This is a genomic window from Streptomyces sp. NPDC052682 (assembly GCF_040678435.1).
GTDB lineage: Bacteria > Actinomycetota > Actinomycetes > Streptomycetales > Streptomycetaceae > Streptomyces.
In genome coordinates this window covers 17,109-43,681 of sequence record NZ_JBFATS010000024.1, presented here as the reverse complement: position 1 = coordinate 43,681, position 26,573 = coordinate 17,109, and the positions used below count along the sequence as shown (strand labels likewise).

At 73.4% G+C, this 26,573-nt stretch carries 20 protein-coding genes; 7 read left to right on the top strand and 13 right to left on the bottom strand.

The genetic code is table 11. From position 1 onward, the window contains the following. Window positions 1-23: 23 nt before the first annotated feature. Both AB0K80_RS29910 and AB0K80_RS29905 read left to right on the top strand, forming a co-directional pair. Window positions 24-1,622 (top strand): AMP-binding protein, encoded by a 1,599-nt coding sequence (locus tag AB0K80_RS29910; protein WP_365675004.1) that lies wholly within the window; start codon window positions 24-26, stop codon window positions 1,620-1,622. Between the two features lie 42 nt (window positions 1,623-1,664). After that, the gene (locus AB0K80_RS29905) at window positions 1,665-2,492 is read left to right on the top strand and encodes a PaaX family transcriptional regulator C-terminal domain-containing protein (protein ID WP_365675002.1); all 828 of its coding nucleotides are present in this window, start codon (window positions 1,665-1,667) and stop codon (window positions 2,490-2,492) included. Here the strand turns inward: AB0K80_RS29905 and AB0K80_RS29900 are convergent. Next, window positions 2,476-4,788, bottom strand: coding sequence for a bifunctional salicylyl-CoA 5-hydroxylase/oxidoreductase (locus tag AB0K80_RS29900; protein ID WP_365675001.1), 2,313 nt, complete (start codon window positions 4,786-4,788; stop codon window positions 2,476-2,478). The two genes, AB0K80_RS29905 and AB0K80_RS29900, sit on opposite strands and share 17 nt — an antisense overlap. Next, on the bottom strand, window positions 4,785-5,612 hold the full coding sequence (locus AB0K80_RS29895) for an enoyl-CoA hydratase family protein (protein WP_365674999.1): 828 nt from the start codon (window positions 5,610-5,612) through the stop codon (window positions 4,785-4,787). Before AB0K80_RS29895 ends, AB0K80_RS29900 begins: the two co-directional genes overlap by 4 nt. Before the next feature lie 336 nt (window positions 5,613-5,948). Here AB0K80_RS29895 and AB0K80_RS29890 point away from each other — a divergent pair, with 336 nt between their 5' ends. Further along, the gene (locus AB0K80_RS29890) at window positions 5,949-6,404 is read left to right on the top strand and encodes an ATP-binding protein (RefSeq protein ID WP_365674998.1); all 456 of its coding nucleotides are present in this window, start codon (window positions 5,949-5,951) and stop codon (window positions 6,402-6,404) included. Between the two features lie 25 nt (window positions 6,405-6,429). On the opposite strand, the gene argF is transcribed toward AB0K80_RS29890, so the two are convergent. The 7 genes from argF to AB0K80_RS29855 form a co-directional block, all read right to left on the bottom strand. Continuing rightward, window positions 6,430-7,437, bottom strand: a complete 1,008-nt coding sequence (argF, locus tag AB0K80_RS29885) for an ornithine carbamoyltransferase (RefSeq protein WP_365674997.1) — start codon at window positions 7,435-7,437, stop codon at window positions 6,430-6,432. Window positions 7,438-7,497: 60 nt separating this feature from the next. Continuing rightward, on the bottom strand, window positions 7,498-8,721 hold the full coding sequence (locus tag AB0K80_RS29880) for an arginine deiminase (RefSeq protein WP_365674995.1): 1,224 nt from the start codon (window positions 8,719-8,721) through the stop codon (window positions 7,498-7,500). A 183-nt stretch (window positions 8,722-8,904) separates the two neighbouring features. Beyond that, on the bottom strand, window positions 8,905-11,448 hold the full coding sequence (locus AB0K80_RS29875; RefSeq protein WP_365674993.1) for a polynucleotide kinase-phosphatase: 2,544 nt from the start codon (window positions 11,446-11,448) through the stop codon (window positions 8,905-8,907). Next, window positions 11,445-12,923: a 3' terminal RNA ribose 2'-O-methyltransferase Hen1 gene (locus AB0K80_RS29870; RefSeq protein WP_365674992.1), complete on the bottom strand. Its 1,479-nt coding sequence runs from the start codon at window positions 12,921-12,923 to the stop codon at window positions 11,445-11,447. The genes AB0K80_RS29875 and AB0K80_RS29870 overlap by 4 nt, the downstream gene beginning before the upstream one ends. Before the next feature lie 159 nt (window positions 12,924-13,082). Continuing rightward, the gene (locus AB0K80_RS29865; RefSeq protein WP_365674990.1) at window positions 13,083-14,045 is read right to left on the bottom strand and encodes a hypothetical protein; all 963 of its coding nucleotides are present in this window, start codon (window positions 14,043-14,045) and stop codon (window positions 13,083-13,085) included. Between the two features lie 98 nt (window positions 14,046-14,143). Then, a complete protein-coding gene (locus AB0K80_RS29860; protein ID WP_365674989.1) occupies window positions 14,144-15,067 on the bottom strand; it encodes an LLM class F420-dependent oxidoreductase in 924 nt (307 codons plus the stop codon). 307 nt (window positions 15,068-15,374) lie between these two features. Continuing rightward, window positions 15,375-16,562 carry a spore photoproduct lyase family protein gene (locus tag AB0K80_RS29855; RefSeq protein ID WP_365674987.1) on the bottom strand — a complete coding sequence of 396 codons (1,188 nt, stop codon included), beginning with the start codon at window positions 16,560-16,562 and terminating at the stop codon, window positions 15,375-15,377. Between the two features lie 145 nt (window positions 16,563-16,707). Here AB0K80_RS29855 and AB0K80_RS29850 point away from each other — a divergent pair, with 145 nt between their 5' ends. Next, window positions 16,708-17,151: a hypothetical protein gene (locus tag AB0K80_RS29850; RefSeq protein ID WP_365674985.1), complete on the top strand. Its 444-nt coding sequence runs from the start codon at window positions 16,708-16,710 to the stop codon at window positions 17,149-17,151. Between the two features lie 53 nt (window positions 17,152-17,204). After that, on the top strand, window positions 17,205-17,447 hold the full coding sequence (locus AB0K80_RS29845) for a DUF2945 domain-containing protein (protein WP_365674984.1): 243 nt from the start codon (window positions 17,205-17,207) through the stop codon (window positions 17,445-17,447). Window positions 17,448-17,480: 33 nt separating this feature from the next. On the opposite strand, the gene AB0K80_RS29840 is transcribed toward AB0K80_RS29845, so the two are convergent. From AB0K80_RS29840 to AB0K80_RS29825, 4 genes are all read right to left on the bottom strand, one after another. After that, window positions 17,481-17,951, bottom strand: coding sequence for a DUF6099 family protein (locus tag AB0K80_RS29840; RefSeq protein ID WP_365674982.1), 471 nt, complete (start codon window positions 17,949-17,951; stop codon window positions 17,481-17,483). Window positions 17,952-18,132: 181 nt separating this feature from the next. Continuing rightward, window positions 18,133-18,474, bottom strand: coding sequence for a nucleotide pyrophosphohydrolase (locus AB0K80_RS29835; RefSeq protein ID WP_365674980.1), 342 nt, complete (start codon window positions 18,472-18,474; stop codon window positions 18,133-18,135). After that, window positions 18,471-19,559, bottom strand: a complete 1,089-nt coding sequence (locus AB0K80_RS29830; RefSeq protein ID WP_365675089.1) for an ATP-binding protein — start codon at window positions 19,557-19,559, stop codon at window positions 18,471-18,473. The genes AB0K80_RS29835 and AB0K80_RS29830 overlap by 4 nt, the downstream gene beginning before the upstream one ends. A 396-nt stretch (window positions 19,560-19,955) precedes the next feature. Then, window positions 19,956-20,351 (bottom strand): cell division protein SepF, encoded by a 396-nt coding sequence (locus AB0K80_RS29825; protein WP_365674978.1) that lies wholly within the window; start codon window positions 20,349-20,351, stop codon window positions 19,956-19,958. Between the two features lie 194 nt (window positions 20,352-20,545). On the opposite strand from AB0K80_RS29825, the gene AB0K80_RS29820 reads away from it, so the two are divergent. Then, window positions 20,546-24,595, top strand: a complete 4,050-nt coding sequence (locus AB0K80_RS29820; protein ID WP_365674976.1) for a bifunctional nitrate reductase/sulfite reductase flavoprotein subunit alpha — start codon at window positions 20,546-20,548, stop codon at window positions 24,593-24,595. 139 nt (window positions 24,596-24,734) lie between these two features. Beyond that, window positions 24,735-26,423 (top strand): hypothetical protein, encoded by a 1,689-nt coding sequence (locus AB0K80_RS29815; RefSeq protein ID WP_365675087.1) that lies wholly within the window; start codon window positions 24,735-24,737, stop codon window positions 26,421-26,423. Window positions 26,424-26,573: the final 150 nt, after the last annotated feature.

The window sequence follows — 26,573 nt, the reverse complement described above, 5'->3', positions numbered from 1 at the left end:
CCACGACAAGGGGGCGAATCGTCATGAATCCCCGGGGCACGGCCCACGTCGACACCTTCGCCCGCGACCGTCTCCCGCCGCCCGGCGAGTGGCCCGAACTCCGCTTCGACCTGCCGGAGCTGCGCTACCCCGCACGGCTGAACTGCGCCGAGGAGCTGCTCAGCGGCCCGCCCGACGACCGCCCGGTGTTCCACACGCCCACGGGCGGGACATGGACGTACGGCGACCTGCGGGCCCGCGTCGACCGGCTCGCCCACCTCCTCACCGGCGACCTCGGCGTCGTCCCCGGCAACCGGGTGCTGCTGCGCGGCCCCACCACCCCGTGGCTGGCGGCCTGCTGGCTGGCGGTGCTGAAGGCGGGCGCCATAGCGGTCACGGTGCTGGCCCAGCAGCGCCCGCACGAGCTGAGCCAGATGTGCGCGATCGCGCGCGTCCAGCACGCCCTGTGCGACATCCGCTGCGTCGACGACCTCGCCAAGGCGGGGGTTCCGGGCCTGCGGATCACGACGTACGGCGGTGACGCGCCCGACGACCTGCTCAACCGCCCGGCGCCCGGCACGCCGTACCGGGCCGTCGGCACCGCGGCCGACGACGTGGCGCTGATCGCCTTCACCTCCGGGACCACCGGCCGCCCCAAGGGGTGTCTGCACGTCCACCGGGACGTGCTGGCGATCGCGGACACCTTCTCCCGGCACGTGCTCAAGCCGCGTGCGGACGACGTGTTCGCGGGCAGTCCGCCGCTCGGCTTCACCTTCGGGCTCGGCGGGCTGGTGGTCTTCCCGCTGCGGGCGGGCGCCGCCGCACTGCTGCTCGAACAGGCCGGTCCGCAGCAGCTGTTGCCGGCGATCGCCGAGCACCGCGTCTCCGTGCTGTTCACCGCGCCGACGGCGTACCGGGCGATGCTCGGCGACCTCGGCGCGCACGACGTCTCCTCGCTGCGCCGCTGCGTCTCGGCGGGCGAGAACCTGCCCGCGGCCACCTGGCACGCCTGGCACGAGCGCACCGGACTGCGCCTCATCAACGGCATCGGCGCGACCGAGCTGCTGCACATCTTCCTCTCGGCCGCCGACGAGGACATCCGCCCCGGCACGACGGGGGTTCCCGTACCGGGGTGGTACGCGCGCGTGCAGGACGACAAGGGCGACCCCGTGCCCGACGGGGAGCCCGGGCTGCTCGCGGTGCGCGGGCCGGTCGGCTGCCGGTACCTGGCCGATCCGCGGCAGCGGGAGTACGTGCGCGACGGCTGGAACATCACCGGCGACACCTACGTCCGCGAGCCCGACGGCTACTTCCGGTACGTGGCCCGCGCCGACGACATGATCATCTCGGCGGGGTACAACATCGCGGGGCCGGAGGTGGAGGACGCGCTGCTGCGGCACCCGGACGTCGTCGAGGCGGCCGTGGTGGGGCGGGGTGACGAGGCGCGCGGGCAGGTCGTGGTGGCGTTCGTCGTCGTCGAGGAGGGCGCCGAGCGGGACGCCGAGGCGCTGCGGGCCTTCGTCAGGGGCGAGCTGGCACCGTACAAGTGCCCGCGCGAGATCGTCTTCCTTCAGTCGCTGCCGCGCACGGCGACCGGCAAACTCCAGCGGTTCCTCCTGCGCACCGAAGGTGACCAGCGGTAATACCGGCCCGGAAGGGGTCGGTGGCGTGCCGTACGACCTAAGATGATCAACGTGTCCGACCAGCATGCACCACGGTCTCTCATCGTCACGCTCTACGGCGCGTACGGTCGCTTCATGCCGGGCCCGGTCCCGGTCGCCGAGCTGATCCGGCTGCTGGCCGCGGTCGGCGTGGACGCCCCGTCCGTACGGTCGTCGGTGTCGCGGCTGAAGAGACGCGGACTGCTCGTGCCCGCCCGCACCGCCCAGGGCGCGGCCGGATACGAACTGTCGCCTGACGCGCGGCAGTTGCTCGAGGACGGCGACCGGCGCATCTACGCCACGGAGCCGCCCGGGGACGAGGGCTGGGTGCTGGCGGTGTTCTCCGTGCCGGAGTCCGAGCGGCAGAAGCGGCACGTGCTGCGCTCCCGCCTGGCCGGTCTGGGCTTCGGCACCGCGGCTCCGGGCGTGTGGATCGCCCCGGCCCGGCTGTACGAGGAGACCCGGCACACCCTGCAGCGGCTGCGGCTGGACGCGTACGTCGACTTCTTCCGCGGCGAGCACCTCGGCTTCGCGCCGACCGCCGAGGCGGTGGCCCGCTGGTGGGACCTGGCCGCCATCGCCAAGGAGCACGAGGCGTTCCTGGACCGCCACGCGCGCGTGCTGCGGGCGTGGGAGCGGCGTGAGGACACCCCGCCTCAGGAGGCCTACCGCGACTACCTCCTCGCCCTGGACTCCTGGCGCCACCTGCCCTACACCGACCCCGGGCTGCCGGCCCGGCTGCTGCCCGAGGGCTGGCCGGGCTCCCGTTCGGCGGCGGTGTTCCGGGGGCTGCACGAACGGCTGCGGGACGCGGGGGCGCGGTTCGTGGGCCTGGTCAGTTCCCCGGAGTGAGCCGTGGCCCGGGCGCGTCCGTGCGGCCCGTCGCAGGCCGGCGGCTGCCCGCCCGGTACGGCGCCGGCCAGACGGCGCCCGGGCCCTCGTAGCCCTGCTCGGCCGCCGCGTGCAGGGTCCAGTGCGGGTCGTACAGGTGCGGGCGGGCCAGCGCGCACAGGTCCGCCCGGCCCGCCAGGATCAGGGAGTTGACGTCGTCCCAGGAGGAGATCGCGCCGACCGCGATCACCGGGACGCCCACCTCGTGCCGGACGCGGTCCGCGAACGGCGTCTGGTACGACCGTCCGAACTCCGGCTGTTCGTCGGCGACGACCTGCCCGGTCGACACGTCGACGGCGTCGGCGCCGTGCGCGGCGAAGGCCCGGGCGATCTCCACGGCCTCCTCTGCCGTGGTGCCGCCCTCGGCCCAGTCGGTGGCGGAGATCCGCACCGTCATGGGCCGCTCCCCCGGCCACACGGCCCGTACGGCGTCGAAGACCTCCAGCGGGAAGCGCAGCCTCCTCTCCAGCGAGCCGCCGTAGGGGTCGGTGCGGCGGTTGGTCAGCGGGGAGAGGAACCCGGAGAGCAGATAGCCGTGCGCGCAGTGCAGTTCCAGCAGGTCGAAACCGGCCCGGGCGGCCCGCCCGGCCGCCGCCGCGAACTGCTCGCGGAGGTCGGTGAGCTGGGCGCGGGACAGCTCGCGCGGGGTCTGCCCGTACGGCTTGTAGGGGATCGGGGAGGCGGCCACCAGCGGCCAGTTGCCCTCGTCGAGAGGCTCGTCCATGCCCTCCCACATCCGCTTGGTCGAGCCCTTGCGGCCGCTGTGGCCGAGCTGGACGCCGATCGCGGTGCCGGGCGCCTGCCGGTGCACGAAGTCGGTGATCCGCCGCCACGCCTCGGCCTGCCGGCCGGTGTACAGGCCGGCGCAGCCGGGTGTGATGCGGCCCTGCTCGCTGACGCACACCATCTCGGTCATCACCAGCCCGGCGCCGCCCAGCGCCCGCGCCCCGAGGTGGACCAGGTGGAAGTCGCCGGGGACGCCGTCGGCCGCCGAGTACATGTCCATGGGTGAGACGACGACCCGGTTGCGCAGGGTCAGGCCGCGCATCCGGAACGGGGTGAACATCGGGGGCGTACCCGGCGGGCAGCCGAACTCGCGCTCCACGGCCTCGGTGCAGCGGGCGTCCCGCAACCGCAGGTTGGCGTGGGTGACGCGGCGGCTGCGGGTGAGCAGGTTGAAGGCGAACTGCCGGGGCCGCTGGTCGACGTACAGGGCGAGGTTCTCGAACCACTCCATGCTGGCGCGGGCCGCGCGCTGGGTGGAGGCGACGACGGGCCTGCGCTCCTGCTCGTACGCCGTCAACGCGCTCGGCACGTCCGGCTGTTCGCCGAGACAGGCGGCCAGGGCGACGGCGTCCTCGACGGCGAGCTTGGTGCCGGAGCCGATGGAGAAGTGGGCGGTGTGGGCGGCGTCGCCGAGCAGGACGACGGTGCCGTGCGACCAGCGGTCGTTGACCACCGTACGGAACGTGGTCCAGGTGGAGTTGTTCGACCGCAGGGGGCGGCCGCCGAGCGCGTCCGCGAAGATCTTGGCGCAGCGCTCGACGGACTCGCCCGTGTCCAGCTCGTCGAAGCCGGCCGCCCGCCACACGTCCTCGCGCATCTCGACGATGACCGTGGACGCGTCGGGCGCGTACGGGTAGCCGTGCAGCTGCATCACCCCGTGCTCCGTCTCGGCGATCTCGAAACGGAACGCCTCGAAGGGGAAGTCGGCGCCCAGCCAGATGTAACGGCAGCGGTGGCTGGTGAGTCGGGGGCGGAAGAACGCGGCGTAGGTGTCGCGGGTGGTGCTGTGCACACCGTCGGCGGCGACGACCAGGTCGTGGGTCCGGGCGAGCCGGTCCGGGTGGGGGGCCTCGGTGCTGAAGCGGAGGTCGACGCCGAGGTCGCGGCAGCGGTCGTGCAGGATCTTCAGCAGGCGGGTGCGGGCCAGGGCGGCGAAGCGGTGGCCTCCGGCCGTCTGGCGGGTGCCGCGGTGGACGATGTCGATGTCGTCCCAGCGGACGAAGGCGTGCTGGAGGGCCTCGTGGACGACGGGGTCGGCGTGTTCGATGCCGCCGAGGGTCTCCTCGGAGAGGACCACCCCGAAGCCGAAGGTGTCGTCGGGGGTGTTGCGTTCCCAGACGGTGACCTCACGGGCCGGGTCGAGGCGTTTGAGGAGGGCCGCGGTGTAGAGGCCGCCGGGGCCGCCGCCGATGACCGCGACGGTGGCCGCACCTGCGCCACGGCCCCGCGCCCCGGGGGTGGGCGCGCTCACCGGCCGCTCCACTTGGGCGGGCGCTTCTCCGTGAAGGCCGCGTGGAACTCGGCGTAGTCCTCGCCCGTCATGAGCAGGGCCTGGGTGGAGGCGTCGAGTTCCACCGCGGCCGCCAGGGGCATGTCCAGTTCCGCGGTCAGCAGCGCCTTGGTCTGGGCGTGGGCCAGCGCCGGGCCGTCGGCCAGGCGGCGGGCCAGGTGCTGTGCCGCCGCGCCGGCCCCGCCCTCCGCCGTCAGTTCGCTGACCAGGCCGATCCGCTCGGCCTCGGCGGCCCGGACCGGTTCGCCCAGCATCAGCAGGCGGGTGGCGTGGCCGAGGCCGACGACCCGGGGCAGCAGGTAGGCGGCGCCCATGTCGCCGCCGGACAGGCCGACCCGGGTGAAGAGAAAGGCGAAGCGGGCGGTCGGGTCGGCGATCCGGAAGTCGGCCGCCAGGGCGAGGACCGCCCCGGCCCCGGCCGCCACACCGTGCACCGCCGCGATCACCGGGAACGGGCACTCCCGTACCGCCCGCACCACCTGGCCGGTCATCCGGTTGAAGTCGAGGAGCTGGGCGGTGTCCATGGCGAGGGTCGCGCCGATGATCTCGTCGACGTCGCCGCCGGAGCAGAAGCCCCGGCCCTGGCCGGCCAGCACCAGGGCCCGGACCGCCCGCTCCCGGGACAGCTCGGCGAGCAGGTCGCGCAGGTCGGCGTAGGCGCCGAAGGTGAGCGCGTTGAGCCGGTCGGGGCGGGCGAGGGTGACGGTGGCGACGCCGTCGGTGAGGTCCACGCGCAGATGTCGCCAGTCGGCGGTGCGCGCGGCGGAGCCGGTGAAGGGACTCATGACGGGCGGCCTCCTCGCGGGGCGGGCACTGCCTCACGGCGCTCTCCCTCACGAAGTTATCACCCTTCTTTGACTGTCGTCATGAGTGCGCGACAGCCCGTCCGGGTACGAGCTGGGTGTAACCCCGGGTACGCCCCTGAGCGGTGACCCGGGCCCGTCACGTCCGTCACGGCTCGTCGACACACCCGTAACGGCGGGAGTCGTCGTGCGAGGCGGGGCGTTGGCCGGGGTAAGCCGCCCGGTGCCGGGGCCGACGGTCCCGGACGGTGCCCGTCGGACGCCTCCGTCGGGCGGCCCCGTACCATTCCTCAGGTTGAAAGCAGGACTACCTGCTCCATGAACGGACCCGCCTTGCACGAACGCCCCTCAGCCTCCGCCTCCTGGCGCATCGCGCTGCCGCACTCCGTCGCGGCCGTGCCCGTGGCCCGCGCCCTGGTGCGTACGGCGCTGGCCGAGCTGGAGCACGCCGCCGACAGCGACACCGCGGAGCTGCTCACGGCGGAACTGGTGGCCAACGCCGTGGAGCACACCACCGGCGACACGCCGATAGAGCTGGTCGTGGAGCTGCTGCCGACCGGTTGTCAGGTCGAGGTGCACGACCCCGACCCGGCGCCGCCGGGCGATCTGACCCGGCCGGGCGCCGGTGAGCCCGACCCCTGGCAGGAGCACGGGCGGGGGCTGCTGCTGATCCGCGCCCTGAGCTCGTCGTGCGGGCACCGGCCGACCGAGTCGGGCAAGGCGGTGTGGTTCAGGCTGCCGGTGGTACCGCGCCAGCGGAGCGGCTCGCAGTGACCCGCCGGTCGCGGCCGGCGCGCGGTCAGGCGAGGGTCGCCACCAGCACGGCCTTGATGGTGTGCAGCCGGTTCTCCGCCTCGTCGAAGACGACCGAGTGGGCGGACTCGAAGACCTCGTCGGTCACCTCGAGGGACGCAAGGCCGTGCGTCTCGAAGATCTCCCGGCCGACCTTGGTGCCGAGGTCGTGGAAGGCCGGCAGGCAGTGCAGGAACTTCACGTCCGGGTTGCCGGTGGCGCGCAGCACGTCCATGGTCACCGCGTAGGGGGCGAGGGCGGCGATGCGCTCGTCCCAGACCTCCTTGGGCTCGCCCATGGAGACCCACACGTCGGTGGCGACGAAGTCGGCTCCCCGCACCCCCTCCTCCAGGGACTCGGTGAGCGTGATCCTGGCCCCGCTCGGCTCGGCGAGCTCCCGGGCCCGGTCGACGATCTCCTGGGCGGGCCAGTAGCTCTTCGGCGCGACGATCCGTACGTCCATGCCGAGCAGGGCGCCGGTGACCAGGTAGGAGTTGCCCATGTTGAAGCGGGCGTCGCCGAGGTAGGCGAAGGAGATCCCGCCCAGCGGCTTGGCACAGTGCTCGGTCATGGTGAGCACGTCGGCGAGCATCTGGGTGGGGTGCCAGTCGTCGGTCAGGCCGTTGTAGACGGGCACGCCGGCGTGCGCGGCCAGCTCCTCGACCTTCTCCTGGCTGTCGCCGCGGTACTCGATCGCGTCGTACATCCGCCCCAGCACCCGCGCGGTGTCCTTCACGGACTCCTTGTGCCCCATCTGCGAGCCGGACGGGTCGAGGTAGGTGGTGTGGGCGCCCTGGTCGGCGGCGGCCACATCGAAGGCGCAACGGGTGCGCGTGGAGGTCTTCTCGAAGATCAGCGCGATGTTCTTCCCGCGCAGGTACGGGGTCTCGGTCCCGGCCTTCTTCGCGGCCTTCAGCTCGGCGGCCAGCTCGATCAGACCGCGGAACTCCTCGGCGGTGAAGTCGAGCTCCTTGAGGAAGTGGCGGCCGGCGAGGGCGGTCGGGACAGTCGCCATGGGGCGCTCCAGGTCTGGCGGAACACGGACGGCTGGAATTCTATACGAAAATTCGCATGGCTATACAGCATCGCGCTCGACCGGACAGCTCATGCAGCGCGGCCCGCCCCGGCCCCGCCCGAGCTCGCTGCCCGGGATCTCGATCACCTCGATGCCCTGCTTGCGCAGGTGCGTGTTGGTGGTGGCGTTGCGTTCGTAGGCGACCACGACACCCGGCTCGACGGCGAGCACGTTGCAGCCGTCGTCCCACTGCTCCCGCTCGGCCGCGTGGACGTCCTGGGTGGCGGTCAGCACCCGGATCTCGCTCAGCCCGAGCGCGGCGGCGATCGCGCGGTGCATGTGCTCCGGCGGGTGGTCGGTGACCTTCAGCTCCTTGTCGCCGACGCCCGGCTCGATGGTGTAGGAGCGCAGCATGCCGAGCCCCGCGTACTGGGTGAAGGTGTCGCCGTCGACCATCGTCATCACGGTGTCGAGGTGCATGAAGGCGCGCCGCTTCGGCATGTCCAGGGCCACGATGGTCTCGGCGGAGCCGGCCGCGAACAGCTTGTGCGCGAGCATCTCCACGGCCTGCGGGGTGGTGCGCTCGCTCATGCCGATCAGGACGGCCCCGTTGCCGATGACCAGCACGTCCCCGCCCTCGATCGTGGAGGGGTAGTCGGCCAGCCCCTCGGACCAGACGTGGAACGACTCGTGCGCGAACAGCGGGTGGTAGCGGTAGATCGCCTCGAAGTGCACGGTCTCGCGCTGCCGGGCGGGCCAGCGCATGGCGTTGACGGAGACCCCGTCGTAGATCCAGGCGGAGGTGTCCCGGGTGAACAGGTGGTTGGGCAGCGGGGCCAGGAGGAAGTCGTCGAGCTCCATGACGTGGAAGCGCACGGAGGTCGGCTCCGGGTGGGCCTCCAGGAACTCCCGCTTGGTCATCCCGCCGACCAGCGCCTCGGCCAGTTCCCGGGCGGGCAGCGTCTCGAAGGCGGCCCGGAGGTGGTCGGTGGCCAGCGGGCCGTACGCCTTCTCGTGGAAGACCCGGTCCAGGACGAGCGCTCTGGCCTCCGGGATGTCCAGTACCTCGGTGAGCAGGTCGCCGAAGAGGTGGACGGCGACGCCTCTGTCGCGCAGCACGTCGGCGAACCCGTCGTGCTCGGCGCGCGCCCGGCGCACCCACAGCACGTCGTCGAAGAGCAGCGCGTCCTTGTTGCTGGGGGTGAGCCTTTTGAGCTCGAGGTCGGGCCGGTGCAGGATGACGCGGCGCAGCCGCCCGGCCTCGGAGTCGACGTGGTAGGTCATGTCTCCATCCTGACCAACCGGACGCGTGTTCACCCCTCTGTGTCGCGAAACCGGGCGGGATCCGCGCGGGCTCACACCTGACCGACCAGCGAAGCCGGCCCATCGGCGCGCGCCGAACCAGGCTGCTTGACATCGCCGGGCACAGCGAGGGGGGTGGGCGACGGCATGCCGTCGCCCACGTCCTCACAGGCGCGGGTCCACCGGCTCCGACTCCAGGGCCAGCACCCCGAACACCGCCTCGTGCACCCGCCACAGCGGCTCGCCCTGCGCGAGCCGGTCCAGGGCCTCCAGGCCGAGGGCGTACTCGCGGATCGCCAGGGACCGCTTGTGGTTCAGGAAGCGGCCGCGCAGCCGGGTCAGGTGGTCCGGGCGGGTGTACTCGGGGCCGTAGATGATCCGCAGGTACTCGCGGCCCCGGCACTTGATGCCGGGCTGCACCAGGCGGCCCTCGGCGCTGCGCACCAGCGCGCCGACCGGCTTGACGACCATGCCCTCGCCGCCGCGGCCGGTCATCTCCAGCCACCAGTCGATGCCGGCCCGGACCGACTCGGGGTCGGCCGTGTCGACGTACAGGCGCCGGGTGGTCTGGAGCAGGCCGCCGCCGTCGTGCTCGACAAGCCGGTCGATCAGGGCGAGCTGCTCGTCGTGCGGCAGGCCGGCCAGGCTGCGGCCCTGCACCGCGAGGATCTGGAACGGCGCCAGGCGCACGCCGTCCAGGCCGTCCGTGGTCCAGCAGTAGCGGCGGTACGCGGCCGTGAACGCGGCGGCGTCGGCGGCCCGGTCCCGCTGCCGGGCCAGCAGGTCAGCGACCTCCACGCCCCGGGCCGCCGCGCCCTCCAGGGCGGCCAGCGCGCCCGGGAACACCGCCCCGGATGCGGCGCCGACCGCCGCGTACTGGGAGCGCAGCAGGCCGGTGGCCTTCAGCGACCACGGCATCAGCTCGGCGTCCAGCAGCACCCAGTCGGTGTCCAGCTCCTGCCAGAGGCCGGCCGCGTCCACCGCCGCCCGTATCCGGCCGAGGATCTCCTCGGTGACGGACGGGTCGTCGAAGAACGGGCGGCCGGTACGGGTGTAGAGGGACCCGGTGGAGGCGTCGGTGCCGAAGCGCCTGCGGGCCGCCTGCGCGTCCCGGCAGACCAGGGCCACGGCCCGCGAGCCCATGTGCTTCTCCTCGCACACCACCCGCGCGACGCCGTCGCCCTGGTACTGGGCGAAGGCCTCCGCCGGGTGCTCGAGGTAGCCCTCGACGTGCGAGGTGGCCGTCGGTGCCATGGTCGGCGGGAGGTAGGGCAGCAGCCGCGGGTCGATGGCGAAGCGGCTGATGACCTCCAGGGCCGCGGCCGCGTTCTCCTCGCGGATCGCGATGCGGCCCTGGTGCCGGGTCTCGACCACCCGGCGGCCGCGCACGTCCGCGAGGTCCAGCGGCCGCCCGTCCTGCCCGCCGGGCGCCTCGCTGCGCAGCGGCTTGGCCGGCTCGTACCAGACGCGCTCGGCCGGTACGTCGACCAGCTCGCGCTCCGGCCAGCGCAGCGCGGTCAGCTTGCCGCCGAAGACGGCGCCGGTGTCCAGACAGATGGTGTTGTTCAGCCAGGTGGCCTCCGGGACCGGGGTGTGGCCGTAGACCACGGCGGCGCGGCCGCGGTAGTCCTCCGCCCAGGGGTAGCGCACCGGCAGCCCGAACTCGTCGGTCTCGCCGGTGGTGTCGCCGTACAGGGCGTGGCTGCGGACCCGGCCGGAGGTGCGGCCGTGGTACTTCTCGGGCAGGCCGGCGTGGCAGACGACCAGCCGGCCGCCGTCGAGGACGTAGTGGCTGACCAGGCCGTCGATGAACTCCCGTACCTCCTGCCGGAATTCCTCGCTCTCGCCCTCCATCTGCGCGATGGTCTCGGCGAGGCCGTGGGTGTGCTGGACCTTGCGGCCCTTGAGGTGACGGCCGAACTTGTTCTCGTGGTTGCCGGGCACGCACAGCGCGTTGCCGGACTTCACCATGGACATCACGCGGCGCAGCACGCCCGGGCTGTCCGGGCCGCGGTCGACGAGGTCGCCGACGAAGACGGCCGTACGGCCCTCGGGGTGCACGCCGTCGGCGTAGCCCAGCTTGCCGAGCAGGGCCTCCAGTTCGGCTGAGCAGCCGTGGATGTCGCCGATGATGTCGAAGGGGCCGGTGAGGTGGGTCAGGTCGTTGAACCGCTTCTCGGTGCGGATCGTCGCGTGCTCGATCTCCTCCACGCCGCGCAGGACGTGGACCTTGCGGAAGCCCTCGCGCTCCAGGTGGCGCAGGGAGCGGCGCAGTTCGCGGATGTGGCGCTGGATGACCCGGCGCGGCATGTCGGCGCGGTCGGTGCGGGCCGCGTTGCGCTCGGCGCACACCTCCTCGGGCACGTCGAGCACGATGGCGATGGGCAGCACGTCGTGCTGTTTGGCCAGGTCGATCAGCGCGCGCCGGGCCTCCTGCTGCACGCTGGTGGCGTCCACGACCGTGCGGCGGCCGGCCGCCAGGCGCTTGGCCGCGATGTAGTGCAGGACGTCGAAGGCGTCCTTGGTGGCGCTCTGGTCGTTCTCGTCGTCGCTGACCAGGCCCCGGCAGAAGTCGGAGGAGATGACCTCGGTGGGCTTGAAGTGCCGTCGGGCGAAAGTGGACTTGCCCGAGCCGGACGCGCCGACGAGGACGACGAGGGAGAGGTCGGTGACGGGCAGGACCCGCTCCTTGGTCCGGTTCTCGCTCATGCCGCCTTCGCCTCCTTCCCGGTCGTCGCGGCGGCGGTGTTCATGACGAACACGGCCATCTGGGTGGGCGGTCCCACCTCGGGGTCGTCGGGGCCGACGGGGCCGAACTCCACGTCGTAACCGTGCCGTGCGGCCACGTCACGGGCCCAGGCGCGGAACTCCTCGCGGGTCCATTCGAACCGGTGGTCGCCGTGCCGGACGTGACCGGCCGGCAGACTCTCCCAGCGCACGTTGTACTCGACGTTGGGCGTGGTCACGACGACGGTCCTCGGGCGGGCCGCGCCGAACACGGCGTACTCCAGGGCGGGCAGCCGGGGCGGGTCGACGTGCTCGATCACCTCGCTGAGCACGGCCGCGTCGTAGCCCCCCAGCCGGCTGTCGGTGTAGGCCAGCGAGCCCTGCAGGAGCGTGACGCGGGAGGCCTGCCGCTCCCCCATGCGGTCCAGCTTCAGGCGCCGGGAGGCGATGGTCAGGGCGCGCATCGACACGTCGACGCCGACGATCTCGGTGAAGGCCGGGTCCTTGAGCATCTCCTGCACCAACTGGCCCTGACCGCAGCCGAGGTCCAGCACACGAGCGGCGCCGGACCGCTTCAGCGCGGCCAGGATCGCCTCGCGGCGCTGTACCGCGAGCGGGGCCGGCTTCTCCTCGGCCTCGGTCTCCGCCTCGACCGCGTTGTCGATCTCCTCGACCTCGCTGTCGTCGGCCTCGGCCAGCCGCACGAGCTCCAGGCGTTCCATGGCCTGCCGGGTGAGCGACCAGCGGCGCGACAGGTAGCGGGCGGTGATGAGCTTGTGCTCCGGGTGGTCGGCCAGCCAGCCGTCGCCCGCGCGCAGCAGCTTGTCGACCTCGTCGGAGGAGACCCAGTAGTGCTTGGCGTCGTCGAGGACGGGGAGCAGGACGTACAGGTGGCGCAGGGCCTGGGCGAGGGTGAGGCCGGCTGAGGCCAGGACCAGACGCACGTACCGCGAGTCGCCCCACTGCGGGAACTCGGTGTCCAGCGGCACCGGTTCGGCGGTGACCGTCCAGCCCAGCGGCTCGAACAGGCGCCGTACGAGGCCGGGGCCGCCGCGGGCGGGCAGCGCGGGTATCTCGATGCGCAGGGGCAGCGGCTCGGCGGCGCGCTCGGGGCGGGCACGGCACACGCCCCGCATGGCGCTGGAGAAGACGCTGCTCAGCGCCACGGCGAGCAGCGAGGAGGCCGCGTAGGGACGGTCGTTGACGTACTGCGCGAGGGCCGCGTCGGGGGCGCCGCCGCGGCCCTTGCCCTTGCCGCGGCGGACCAGTGCCACCGCGTCCACCTCCAGCAGCAGCGCCGCCGTGCAGCGCCGGGCGTCCGCCTCGGGGTAGAGGACGTGCGCGGTGCCGTAGGAGGTGGAGAACGCCTGTGCCTTGTCCGGGTGCTTGTGCAGCAGGAAACCGAGGTCGGTCGCGGGGCGCTCGGGCGTACCGGTGGTACTGATCGTCAGGAACATGCGGGAGCCTCGTCAGATGTCTGAGCCGGGGATGCGCGCCGGAGGGCCGGGCGCCGTGCGCATGCGTGCGCGGGCTCGGTGTGCCTGCTCAACGTACCGGGATCGCCCCCCGCCAGGTCGGGCATTTTCCGCCGCCGGGCAGCCCCGCGGCGCGGTCCCTCACCCGTCGTCGCCGAGGAGGGCACGGGCGGTGCGGACGGCTTTGCGGTTCCACGCGCGCTGCTCCTCCAGCCTCGGCCGGTCGCGCGCGATGAGCCGGTTCTGCACGCGTACGTCGACCGCGTGCACCGTGCGGACGTAGCCGGTCTGCTTCTTGCACCGGACGTCGGCGACCGCGGTCCGCTTCTCCCGTGCCGTCGGCTCGTCGGGGTCGGTGCGCCGGCCGGACAGCCGGTCCGTCAGCTCCTGCTGCCGGCGGTCGCTGCCCTCCTGGGCCTCGGCGGGCGTGGCGTAGGGGAAGCCCGCGGTCTTCATGCAGGCCGACCAGGCCCGGTCCGCCTTCTTCCAGGCCGGGTCCCGCTCGGCCTGCCGAAGGCTCTCGTTCTTCAGCGTCAGGACCGCGTCCTTGCGGTCCATGGGACTGCTGCCGTGGATCCTGCGGTCCGCCTCGCCCAGGCAGCCGCGCTCGGGGATCGGCCGGCCGTGGGCGGTCCTGGGGTCGCCGCGCAGGAACTGCCCCGTCAGGGCGAGGTGTTCGTCCAGCGTCCACTTCCTCGCCGGGTGGCGGCGCTCGTACGCGGCCTGGGCTCCGCGGTAGCCGTACGCCGCGGCCTCGTCCGGGTCCTGGACGCCGTAGCGCAGCTCGTCCGAGGCGTACAGCGTGAGCGCGAACGCCCCGGTTCCGGCGGGCCGTACGGGCCAGGCGGGCACGGGGTCGGTGGGCAGGTCCCGCTGGCCGGTGAACCCCAGGCGCAGCATGCACTGCTTGGCGAGGGTCCATCGGGCCCGGCCGACCGCGCGGGCGTCGTCGTCGGTCATGTCGTAGGCGTCCAAGGGCAGGAACGCCGGGTCGTCCGACGCGGTGGGCCGCGCTTCGGCGGCGGACGTCGCGGACCCGGGGCCGCACGCCGCGAGCGTCAGCCCCAGGGCGAGAAGCAGGGCGAGGGGGGTGGCTCGGTGCATCCGGCCACCCCACCAGGGCGGGATCGGCCGAGCTGTGGCGGAGGCCATACTTCCGGGTCACAGGCGCGTCACAGCTCAGCGATCGCGCGAGCCGCGGGTTACGACAGCTGCGACTGGACCTCGGCGGAGATCAGCTCCAGGTGGTCCAGGTCGCCGAGGTCGAGGACCTGGAGGTAGATGCGCCGGGAGCCGATCTCGGCGTAGCGGCCGATCTTGTCGACGACCTCGGCGGGGGACCCTGCCAGGCCGTTGAGCTTGAGTTCGTCGACCTCGCGGCCGATCGCGGCGGCCCGGCGGGCCACCTCCTGGTCGTCCCGGCCGACGCAGACGACGAGGGCGTTGGAGTAGACGAGCTCGTCGGGGTCGCGGCCGGCCTCCTGCGCGGCGGCCCGGACGCGGCCGAACTGGCGCTCGCTGTCCTCGATGGAGGCGAACGGGATGTTGAACTCGTCGGCGTAGCGCGCGGCCAGCCGCGGGGTGCGGGTGGCGCCGTGGCCGCCGATGAGCACCGGGATCTTCTCCTGCGCGGGCTTGGGCAGGGCGGGCGAGTTGGTGAGGTCGTAGTACGTGCCGTGGAAGTCGAAGGTCTTGCCGACCTCGGTCGCCCACAGCCCGGTGACGATCTCCAGCTGTTCCTCGAGGCGGGCGAACTTCTCCTTCGGGAAGGGGATGCCGTACGCCTTGTGCTCCTCCTCGAACCAGCCGGCGCCCAGGCCGAGTTCGACACGGCCGCCGGACATCTGGTCGACCTGCGCGACCTGGATGGCGAGCACCCCGGGGAGCCGGAAGGTGCCGGCGGTCATCAGCGTGCCGAGCCGGATGCGGCTGGTCTCGCGGGCCAGGCCGGCCAGGGTGATCCAGGCGTCGGTGGGGCCGGGCAGGCCGTCCACGGAGCCCATGCGGAGGTAGTGGTCGGAACGGAAGAATGCGTCGAAACCGAGGTCTTCGGTGGCCTTGGCCACGGTGAGCAGCGTGTCGTAGGTGGCCCCCTGCTGGGGCTCGGTGAAGATGCGAAGATCCATGTCTCCATCCTGCCTGCTCGCGGTGTGGCGGGGTCCTCCGGTATCCGGCCGCTGTTCTCCCCGGCCGGGTGAAAAGGCGTCAACCAGGTGACGGGCTTCACGGGATACCTCGGGCGCGGACGGTCGGTGGTGGGCGCGGATACCCCGAGCTGGGAGGCCGGTAGTGGGCGGGGATGCCGAGGGGGTGGGGGTGCCGGGGGGTGTCCGGCTCTCGGGTTGTGGAGGGGCGCCGGGCGAGAGGCCGTGCCGGGTGGGAAGCGGTGTCAGGCGGCGGGCCACCGGGCCCGGTGGCCGTGCGGGGCAGCCGTCAGAACGCGTACCGCACACGGAGCCACGGAGCGTGCGCGGCGATCAAAGCGCGCAGGTCGCTCACCGCCTCGGCCTTGACGCGGTTGCGGTAGCGCACGTTGAGCGCGCCGTTCTGCGAGCGCTTGGCCTGTTGCAGTTCCGGTCGCCACAGGACCTGTTCGGCACGGGGGTGCCAGCCGAGGTTGACCTCGTGCAGCCCCCGGTTGTGGGTGAGCATGATCACCTCGGCGGCGGCCTGCCGCTTGACCCGCTCGGGGAGGACGTCGTCGAGGTGGGTCAGCAGGTCCCCCCACGCCTCCCGCCAGCCAGGGCGTACGACCACCGGGGAGAGGTTGAAGTGGACCTCGTAGCCGGCGTCCAGGAAGTCGGCCGCGGCGGCGATACGTGCGGCCACGGGCGAGGTGCGCAGGTCCAGCAGCCGGGAGTCGTCCGCGGGCATCAGGGAGAACCGGACGCGCGTACGGCCCTGGGGGTCGAGCGCGAGCAGGCCGGGATTGACGAACTTGGTGGCGAAGGACGCCTTGGCGGTGGGCCACTCCCGGAAGGCGTGCACGAGGTCGGCGGTGTTGTCGCAGATCAGGGCATCCACCGAGCAGTCGCCGTTCTCCCCGATGTCGTACACCCAGGCCTCGGGGTCGCACTGGTTGGGCTCGGGCTTCGGGCCCTGGCGTGCGATGTGGCGCCCCAGGTGGGCGATGATCCGATCGATGTTGGTGAAGACGGTGATCGGGTTGGCGTAGCCCTTGCGGCGCGGCACGTAGCAGTAGGCGCAGGCCATGGCGCAGCCGTTGGAGGGGCCGGGGGCGATCCAGTCCGCCGAGCGTCCGTTGGGGCGGGTCGTCAGGGACTTCTTCTCGCCCAGCACGAGCGTCTCGCCCTTGACGCGCACCCAGCGTTCGATGTTGCCGTCGTTGCCGTGCAGTTCCGGGATGCGCCAGTGGGAGGCGACCTCGACGAGGCGGGCGCCGGGGAAGCGGCCGATGATCTGGCGCCCGCGCGGGGAGAGCGCGGCGGCGGGTTCGGCGTAGATCTCCCGCACCGGCAGCAGGCGGCGCGCCTCGGGGTGGTCGCGGTCCGGCCGGTCGCCGCTGTCCGCGCGCGCCGGTGACCCGGGGGCGAGCGCGTCGAGGCCGAAGAGGGTGTCCGAGCCGGAGCCGTCGTCCGGGGCGGTGGACGGGTGTGGCATGAGCGCTCCAGCCTGGGTCCGCCTGGTGGCGCGGAATGAACCCATCCATTCTACGCGCATCACCGTACTAATCGGATATGTACCTTTTGATCGGTTTGTCCTTCCTGGGAGAGGGCACTTCCCACCACGACCGACGGAGGCATCCATGACGAGCAACGGTGACGGTCCCGACCGTGCGCATCAGCGGCCCCACGGCCTCAGCGACAAGACGGTGGAGGCCCTCGGATCGCTGTCCAAGGCCCTGGAGACCACCGAGCACGCCCGCGGGCTGCTGTACGGGTTCCACCGGCTGACGGGCAGCGCCGACCTCGAGCTGGACCGGGCGGTGCGGCTGCTCCGCGAGGCGGGCCACCCCGAGTGGGCCGAGAGGGTGCGCACGCAGGTGCTCGGCCGCAACGTCATCCCGGGGCACTGGACCTTCCAGGTCGTGGAGGCCTACGACGAGACGTACTACGGGCCGTTCCGGGACCTGGAGCGCGCGGCCGTGGCGGAGCTCGCCGACGGGCGGTCCCACCTGTACGAGGCGGAGCTCAAGGAAGCCCGCCGCACCGTCGGCCACCCCGACCACACCGCCCGTCCGGACACCTGAGGGCACCGGCCGGGGGGGTGTGCCGTGCGGGAGCCGGGAGAGAGGACGAGACGATGGCGAAGGACAGCCGGAGCCGGGGCCGCAAGGGGCAGGACAAGCCCGGCAAGGGCGACAAGGTCGCCTGGCGCAGCCACGGCAGCGAGACCGAGGGCACCGTCGAGCGGGAGATCACCGAACGCACGGAGGCAGCCGGGCGCGAGGTGGCGGCCTCGCCGGAGGAACCGCAGTACGAGGTCCGCAGCGACAAGTCCGGCAAGTCGGCGATGCACAAGCCGTCGGCTCTGCGGAAGAAGTGAGCCGGGGGCAGGCCCCGCCAGGGAATCGGCTCGCTACCCCGCCTCGCGTTCCGGGAGTGCCTGTTCGCGGTCCGCGAGTCTGCGGAGCATCTCGCGGACCCGGTCCCGGGACTCGTCCGCCGCGTCGATGGCCTCCATGCACTGCCAGTACGTGCTCTCCTCCTCCGCGGCGCTGGCGAGGCCGACGAGGGCGATGCCGACCTCGCCGAGCAGTCCGCCGAGATACACCAGAGCCTGGCGGGCGTCGCCCAACTCCGTGAGCTGGGCCGCGCGCAGTTCACCCGGGCCGAGCTGCGGGGTGTCGAGCACTCCGCAGCCCCGGCCCGCGAGTTCCGTCAACCCGATGGCCTCGCCGCGCAGTTCGGGCGGGCCGGAGACCGCCAGGCGGCTGCCTATCGCCTGCGCGAGGGCCTGCGCCTGCCACACCTCGGTCAGGACCTCCGGCGCCGCGCCGCCGGCCGCCAGGGCACGCCTGCTCGTCACGATGAGCCGCACCGCGTCCATGCGCTGCCCCCGTCTGTCCGACGCGCGCTCCCGCGCGTCCGCCCGAACTCCCACACCGGTCCACTACCCAGAGTGAGGGCGCTTGAGACGAAAAGCCAGGGGAAGACGGAAATCTGTGGACAACAATTCAGACTCGCCCCACCCGTTGACCACGGAGAGTAATAGTGGAGTGATCACCTCCTCACGGCGCCGGGAACCTGTGCTCGTTCCGGTCGATCTTCGCCGCGAGCGCCCGGAGCGGATCGACGCCCAGCACCTCGCACAACTGGAGCAGGTAGGCCAGGACATCGGCGACCTCGTCCGTCACACGGTGCGCGGTACCGGGGTCGTCCATCACCCGGGCCGACTCCTCCGGCGTCAACCACTGGAAGATCTCCACGAGTTCGGAGGCCTCGACGCTCAGCGCGGCGACGAGGTTCTTGGGCGTGTGGTACGGCTGCCAGTTGCGCGCGGCGGCGAACTCGGCGAGCCGGCGCTGGAGCGTCGCCAGGTCCGGGGGCGGTTCGTGCTGAGGCTCGGTCACGGAGTCAGGTGTACCACCGTGATCCCGTCGACCCCGGCGGCCCAGGAGGGGTCGCTCACCGCGCCGACGAGCCGGATGTGCCCGCGCTCGGACATCCTCGCCGCCAGCCGCAGCAGTTCGGTCCGCTGCCGGACGTCCAGGTGCCGGTCGAGTCCGTCGGCCAGCACGGTGAGCGTCTGGAGGGCGGCGGGCACCTCCCCGGGCGCGTCGATCTCCAGGACACCGGGGCCGGTGAGCAGGACGAGCGCCAGCGCCAGGTAGCGCAGTTCGCCGTCGCCGAGCCGGCCGAGGTCCGTACGGATGCCGTCGCCCCGGTCGAGCCGCGCGCGGACCACTCCCCCGCTGCCGGGCTCGGCGCGTACGTCCGCCACCGGTCCGGCGCACCCGGCGCGCACCGCCGCGACGAACTGCGCGTGCCGCCGCCCGCATTCGGCGCGGGTGCGCCACAGGACGTCGGCGAGGTTGGCGCAGCCGCCGAGCAGCCGCCCGGTGCCGGCCGGTACGGGGCCGCGCATGACGTCGGGCCGTGGGTCGCAGGGGAAGACGGAGCGCAGCGCCACCACCATCTGCTCGGCGGCGGCGAGCACCCTGCGCTGCCCGGGCGTCTTGCCCGCGACGCGCAGCGGCAGCAGGGCGGTGCCGAGCCGGTCGTCCGGCAGCGGTGCCCGGGTCACCGGCGTCGCCCCCGCCGTGTGCCAGGCGGCCTGCACCGTGCGCCGCGCCGGATCGCGCAGGGCGGTCTCCAGCAGGACGAGCCCGTCCGACGTGAGCCGCTCGCCCACCACGCGCAGGTGGGGCTCGGCCTGGACCGCGAGATCGAGCCGTACGGGGCCGGCCGGGCCGTCCGCCGTGCAGCCGATGCGGAAGCCGCGGCGGCCCTGCGCGTCGGGCCGGGCCCGCTCCGGTACCCAGGCCACCGGGTCGGGGAACACCTCACCCAGTTCGGCGCCGCCGCCGAGCCGGGCCAGCGCCTCGTACGCCCGCAGGGCGGTGGTCTTGCCGGAGCCGCTGGGCCCGGCGAGGAGGGTGAGCGGCCCGACCGGAAGCCCGACGCCCCGGTGCGCGCCGAAGGCGGACAGGTGCAGGGCGGTGACATGGGGCCGGCCGGGGTGCGTGCCGACGCGCTCCGCGCCAGACGACGGGGTCCGCCGTACGGCGGCGGAGGGCCCACCACCGGCCGTCACCGACACCGCAGGGCCGCCGGCCGGGGACGGTGCGGGGTCGCCGGAGGGGGAGGGGGAGGGGGAGGGGGCGGCGCCGGTGGGTACGGCAGGCGTAGGGCGGGTGGGCACGGACGACGCAGGACCGGCCGGCACCGACGACGCAGGATCAGGGGACACCGGAGGCACCGGACCAGTGGGTGCGGAGGGGAAGGTCATGGTGCGGACGCTAGGGACCGTGTCGTGCGGTGAACCGTTCCGCTGCTCCGGGCTTCCTACGATCGGGCGACCCGCCCTGCTGGACCGGCGTCCAGAGGCGTCTCACACCCCGGGTACCCCGGCCTGCTCCATGAGGCCGGTCACCTCCGTGCCGGCCGGGGTGAGCAGGAAGACGTTGCGGTCCACGCGGTGCATCCCGCTGGCCAGGCCGAAGACGACCCCGGTGCTGAAGTCCAGGACGCGCTTGGCGACCTCCGTCTCCGCGCCCGTCAGGTCGAGCAGCACCGGCACGCCCGCCATCAGCGTCTCGGCGACCTCCCGGGCGTCCGCGAACACGTTCACGCGCAGCACCACGAAACGGCGCCGCGCCTCCGTCTCGGCCTCGGGCATCGCCCGGTGGTTCACCGCGGACGGCCAGGCGTCCCGGCCCCGCAGCGGCACGACCTGGGCGAGCCCCTCCCACTGTTCGTCGGTGACATCGTGGCTGTTCACCGGCATGCTCCGTCCTGGGTCGCACTGGCTGTCTGCATCGGGCAATTCTTGCGCATCGTCACCCGTTCGGCCCAACAGCGACACGTTCCGCCAACTCGATGCACCTCACACCGGCCCGGCCCCGGCTGTGTGACGGGCGTAACCCCTCATGATCAGGCCGTGTGACAGTGGCGTAACGGGCGATTCGTACCGTCGAGGGCATGACCACGCCCCCGCGGACCCGGCAGGACACGCAGCAGGTACGGACCGTCTGCTCGTACTGCGGGGTGGGCTGCGGCCTCGTGCTGGACGTCGGCCGGGGGCCGGACGGGCGGCGCACGGTGCTGAAGGCGTCCGGCGACAAGGCGCACCCGGCGAACGCGGGGCGGCTGTGCACCAAGGGCGCGACGACCGCCGAGATGCTGGCCGCGCCCGGCCGGCTGACCACGGCGCTGGTGCGCGACGACCGGGGCGCGGAGCCGGTGCCGGCCCCGGTGGCCGACGCGATCGCCGAGACGGCCGCACGGCTGCGGGCGATCATCGACGCGCACGGGCCGGACGCGGTCGCCTTCTACGTCTCCGGGCAGCTGGGCCTGGAGGCGCAGTACCTGGCGAACAAGCTGGCCAAGGGGTTCGTGCGGACGAACCAGATCGAGTCGAACTCGCGGCTGTGCATGGCGAGCGCGGGCACGGGCTACAAGCTGTCGCTGGGCGCGGACGGGCCGCCGGGGTCGTACGAGGACTTCGACCAGGCGGACGCCTTCCTGGTGATCGGGTCGAACATGGCCGACTGCCACCCGATCCTGTTCCTGCGGATGATGGAGCGGGTCAAGGCGGGCGCCAGGCTGATCGTCGTCGATCCGCGCCGCACCGCCACCGCCGCCAAGGCCGACCTGTTCCTGCAGATCGAGCCGGGCACCGATCTCGCGCTGCTCAACGGTCTGCTCCACCTGCTGCACGCGAACGGGCACACCGACGCGGAGTTCATCGCCGCGCACACCGAGGGCTGGGAGGCACTGCCCGGGTTCCTCGCCGACTACCCGCCGGCGGCGGTCGCGCGGATCACCGGGCTCGCCGAGGACGACCTGCGGGAGGCGGCCCGGATCATCGGCGAGGCGGGCACGCGGTGGATGAGCTGCTGGACCATGGGCCTCAACCAGTCCACGCACGGCACCTGGAACACCAACGCCCTGGTCAACCTGCATCTGGCGACGGGAGCCGTCTGCCGCCCGGGCGCCGGGCCGTTCTCCCTGACCGGCCAGCCCAACGCCATGGGCGGCCGCGAGATGGGCTACATGGGACCGGGGCTGCCGGGCCAGCGGTCCGTTCTCGTGGCCGAGGAGCGGGCGTTCGCCGAGGAGGTGTGGGAGCTGCCGCCGGGCACCCTGCGCGCGGACGGCGTCGGCAGGGGCACGGTCGAGATGTTCCGGAAGATGGCCGACGGCGAGATCAAGGCCTGCTGGATCATCTGCACCAACCCGGTCGCGTCCGTGGCCAACCGCCGTACCGTCATCGAGGGCCTGGAGGCGGCCGAGTTCGTCGTCACGCAGGACGTGTTCGCCGAGACGGAGACCAACGCGTACGCGGATGTGGTGCTGCCGGGCGCGCTGTGGGCGGAGGCGGAGGGCGTCTTCGTCAACAGCGAGCGGAATCTGACGCTCACTCAGGCCGCCGTGGACCCGCCCGGGGAGGCCCTGCCCGACTGGCGGATCATCGCCGAGGTCGCCTGCGCGATGGGCTTCGAGAAGGGCTTCTCCTACGACAGTGCCGAGCAGGTCTTCGAGGAGATCCGCCGGTTCTGGAACCCGGCGACCGGGTGGGACCTGCGCGGGGTGACGTACGAGCGGCTGCGCGAGACGCCCGTGCAGTGGCCGGCCGCGACCGAGGACGGGTCGGAGCGCAACCCGGTCCGGTACGTGGGCCCGGGCGGGCTGCGGTTCCCGACGGCGTCCGGGCGTGCCGCCTTCTTCGCCCGGCCGCATCTGCCCGCGGCCGAGATGCCCGACGACGACTACCCGTTCGTGCTGAACACCGGCCGGGTGCAGCACCAGTGGCACACGCTGACCAAGACGGGCAAGGTCGCCAAGCTGAACAAGCTGAACCCCGGGCCGTTCGTGGAGGTGCATCCGCGGGACGCTGCCGCGCTGGGGCTCGCGCAGGGCGATCTGGTGGAGGTGGCCTCGCGGCGCGGGCGGGCCGTGCTGCCCGCGGTGGTCACGGACCGGGTGCGGCCGGGGTGCTGTTTCGCGCCGTTCCACTGGAACGACCTGTTCGGCGAGTACCTGAGCATCAACGCCGTGACGAGCGACGCGGTGGACCCGGTGTCGTTCCAGCCGGAGTTCAAGGTGTGCGCGGTGTCGCTGGCGAAGGTGGCGGCTCCCGCCCGGTCCGAGCCCGCCGAGCCCGCCGAGCCCGCCGGGGCCCTGGCGCCGACGGCCGTGACCCCGGGTTCCGCAGGCCCCTTCGGTCTGGAACCCTCCCCTCCCCCGGTGCTGTCCGCGCAGGAACGCCAGTACCTGACCGGTTTCCTCGCCGGGCTCGGCTCGGGCGCCCCGGGCGTGCCGGTGCTGCCGCCGGACGCGCCGTTCTCCCCGGAGCACGCGCTGTGGGTCAACGGCGTGCTCGCCGGGATGTACTCGCGCGCCGAACCCGTCGCACGGCCGGAGCGGTCCGGCCGCGAGGTCGTCGTGCTGTGGGCCTCGCAGACCGGCAACGCCGAGGAGTTCGCCGTGGCCGCCGCCGAGCGGCTGGGCGCGGCCGGGCACCGGGCGCGGCTGGTCGGCATGGACGAGGCCGACGTCGGCGCCCTGGCCCGCAGTTCCGATCTGCTCTTCATCACCAGCACCTTCGGCGACGGTGACGCCCCCGACAACGGCGCCGGCTTCTGGGACGCCCTCTCCGGCGAGCAGGCCCCGCGGCTGGACGGCGTGCGGTACGCGGTGCTGGCCCTCGGGGACTCCTCGTACGACGACTTCTGCGGGCACGGGCGGCGGCTGGACGCGCGGCTCGACGAGCTGGGCGGGGTGCGGCTGGCGCCGCGCACGGACTGCGAGCCGGACTACGAGCCGTCCGCCGGGGCCTGGCTGGAGCAGGTGCTGACGGCGCTGGGCGGCAGCCCGGCCGGGCAGCGGCCGGCGCGCGAGGCCAGGAAGGCGAAGCCCGCGGCCACCACCGCCCGTCTGGTCGGCAACCGGCTGCTCAGCCTGCCCGGCGCGGGCAAGGAGGTGCGGCGGTTCACCTTCGACACGACCGGCACGGACCTGACGTACGAGGCAGGGGACGCGCTCGGCGTGCGGCCCGTCAACGCGCCCGCGCTGGTGGAGGAGTGGCTGGCGGTGACCGGCCTGGACGCCTCGACGGCCGTGGAGGTGGCCGGCGTCGGCGAGGTCCCCTTCGGCGAGGCACTGCACCGGCACCTCGACATCACCAGGATCACCCCCGACCTGCTGCGGTTCGTCGCCGAGCGGATCCGGGACGACCACGAGGTGCGCAGACTGCTGCGGCCCGACAACAAGGACGGGCTGGCGCGGTGGAGCTGGGGACGGCAGGCCGTGGACGTGGTCGCCGAGTACGGGGTGCGGGCCGGTGCCGGGGAGTGGGCCGGGGTGCTCAAGAGGCTTCAGCCGCGCCTGTACTCCATCTCCTCCAGCCCGCTGGTCGACCCGCACCGGGTGTCGCTGACGGTGTCGGTGGTGCGCTGGGAGAACCTGCACGGCAGGCCGCGCGGCGGTGTCTGCTCGCCCTTCCTCGCGGACGCCGAACCGGGCACCGGGGTACCGGTGTTCGTGCAGCGCTCCCCGCACTTCCGGCCCCCGGCCGACGCCGGCACACCGATGATCATGGTCGGCCCGGGCACCGGGGTGGCTCCGTTCCTCGGCTTCCTCCAGGAGCGGCGGGCGCTCGGCCATCGCGCCCCCAACTGGCTGTTCTTCGGCGAGCAGCACCGGGCGACCGACTTCTACTACGAGGAGGAGCTGACGGAACTGCTCGACGCGGGCGTCCTGACCCGGCTGGACACCGCGTTCTCCCGCGACCAGCGCGCCAAGGTGTACGTGCAGGACCGGATGCGCGAGCACGGGCCGGAGCTGTGGCACTGGCTGCAGGACGGCGCCCGTTTCTACGTCTGCGGCGACGCCTCCCGCATGGCGAAGGACGTGGACCGGGCCCTGCGGGACATCGCGGTCGCGCACGGCGGTCTGAGCGAGCCGGAGGCGGCGGCGTACGTGAAGCAGCTGGCGGCGGACAAGCGGTACGTGCGGGACGTGTACTGAGACGTGCGGCGGAGCGGGACTCTTACCGCGCTCACACCGGACTCTGCCCCTCCACCCGCCGGCGGCTCACCGGCGCTCACTAGCGTCCGACCGTGTGTACTCGGCAGAAACCACGCTGGTGGCAACCGGCGGCCGGCAGGTGCAGCCGACGGCGCCCGCCCCGCAGGCCCCCGCGCAGTGGCACCGTGTCCTGACCCTGCTCGCCGACATCAGTTGCCTGATCGGGACGCGCGCGGTGTGGACGCAGGCGGCCGGCCACCGCCCGGCCGTGGCCGCGGTGATCTCGGTGTGTTACGCCTCGATCCTCGTCTGCGGGGTCCTCACGCTGGTCGTCCGCCGGACACGGTCGCTGGCCCGCCTCGACGGGTGCGTGCTGGCGACGGCGCTGACCCTCGCCGTGTGCGCATGGGTGATGCTGCACGGCGGCTCCGACGAGGCCGATCTGACCACCCAGGCCGCCCGGGAGCTCGTCGCGGGCCACCCGGTCTACGGGCAGCCCTGGCCCTGGCTCTTCGGCCCTCATGTGGCGCGCACCCCCACCATCTACGGCGGCTACGACTACACGTACGGTTATCCGCCCCTGGCCCCCCTGCTGGCCGCGCCACTGCTGTGGCTGGGGCACGGCGGTGCTCCCGCGACCGCGCTGAGCACGGGCGCGCTGCTCACCGGCGCAGTGGTGCTGTGGCGGATGCTGCCGGTGCCGTGGCGCCCGGCGGCGACGATGGTGTGCCTCGGCTTCGGCATGCTGCCCTCGTACGGCCGGCTCGGCTACCCGGCGATCCTGGCGATGGCCCTGCTGATCCCGGTGGTGGTGCGCTGGCCGGGGATCGGGGCGGGCGGCCGGCTCGGCGCGGCGGGGCTGGCCCGGGCGGTCTGCCTGGGCGCGGCGTGCGCGGCGCAGCAACTGCCGTGGTTCCTGGCGCCTTTCCTGCTGGCCGGCATGTACGCGGTGCGGCGCGGTGAGCTGGGCGGCCGGGCGGCGGCCCGGGTCCTGCTGCGGTTCGCGGGGGCCGCGGCCGGGGTGTGGTTGCTGATCGACGCGTACTTCGCCGTGACCGAGCCGGGGCGCTGGCTCTCGGGGATCGCGCTGCCGCTGACGCAGGGCGCAGTGCTGCACGGGCAGGGCCTGGTGGGCGTGTCGCTGTACCTGACCGACGGCAGCGACCGGCTCGACTGGTACTCCCGCGCCGCCGTGCTGCTGGCCGCGGGCCTGCTCGTGCTGTTCGTGCTGTTCGTACGGCGGCTGGGGCCGGCCGCGACCGTACTGCCCTGGTGCGCCTTCTTCCTGGCGACCCGGTCGCAGGACGGCTACTACCTGATGATGACGCCCCTGTGGCTCGCGGCGGCGGTGACCGCTCCGGCGGCCGAGTTCCGCACGGCGTGGCAGCCGCGCCTTCGGGCCCTGTCCGGGGTGCGCCGCCGCCCGGCGCGGATCGCGGTGGCGGTGCTGCTGCTCACTCCGGCCCTGGTGAGCGCGGCCGCGGCGGCGACGGGCGGTCCGCCGCTGCGCATGCGGGTCACGGCGGTGCGGCACGCCACCCCCACGACGGTCTCCCGTCTCACCGTCCGGGTCACCAACACCGCCGGCACCCCGCTGACCCCGCACTTCACCCTCACCACGGGCCAGGGCATGGACCCGTACTGGTCGATCGTGCGGGGCCCGAGGACCCTGCCCGCCCACGCCACGGCCCGCTACGAACTGCGCCCGTTCTCCGGGCGGTTCGCGATTCCCCGCCCGAGTGTGCGCATCCGGTTGCGGGCGTTCACGGGCGGGCCGCAGACGTTGTCGAGCACGGACGTGCAGCGGCAGGTGCGGCGCCTGCGCTGAACCGCGCCCGCCTCAGGCCGCCGCCCTCGTGGGGCCGGCCCGGCGGGAGGCGCCGCGCGCGCTGATGCCGGATCCGGCGCGGGAGCCCGGGTCGCCCCAGGTGTGCTGTCCACCGCTTCCGGGAACACGAGCCGCCTCCCACGCGTTGTT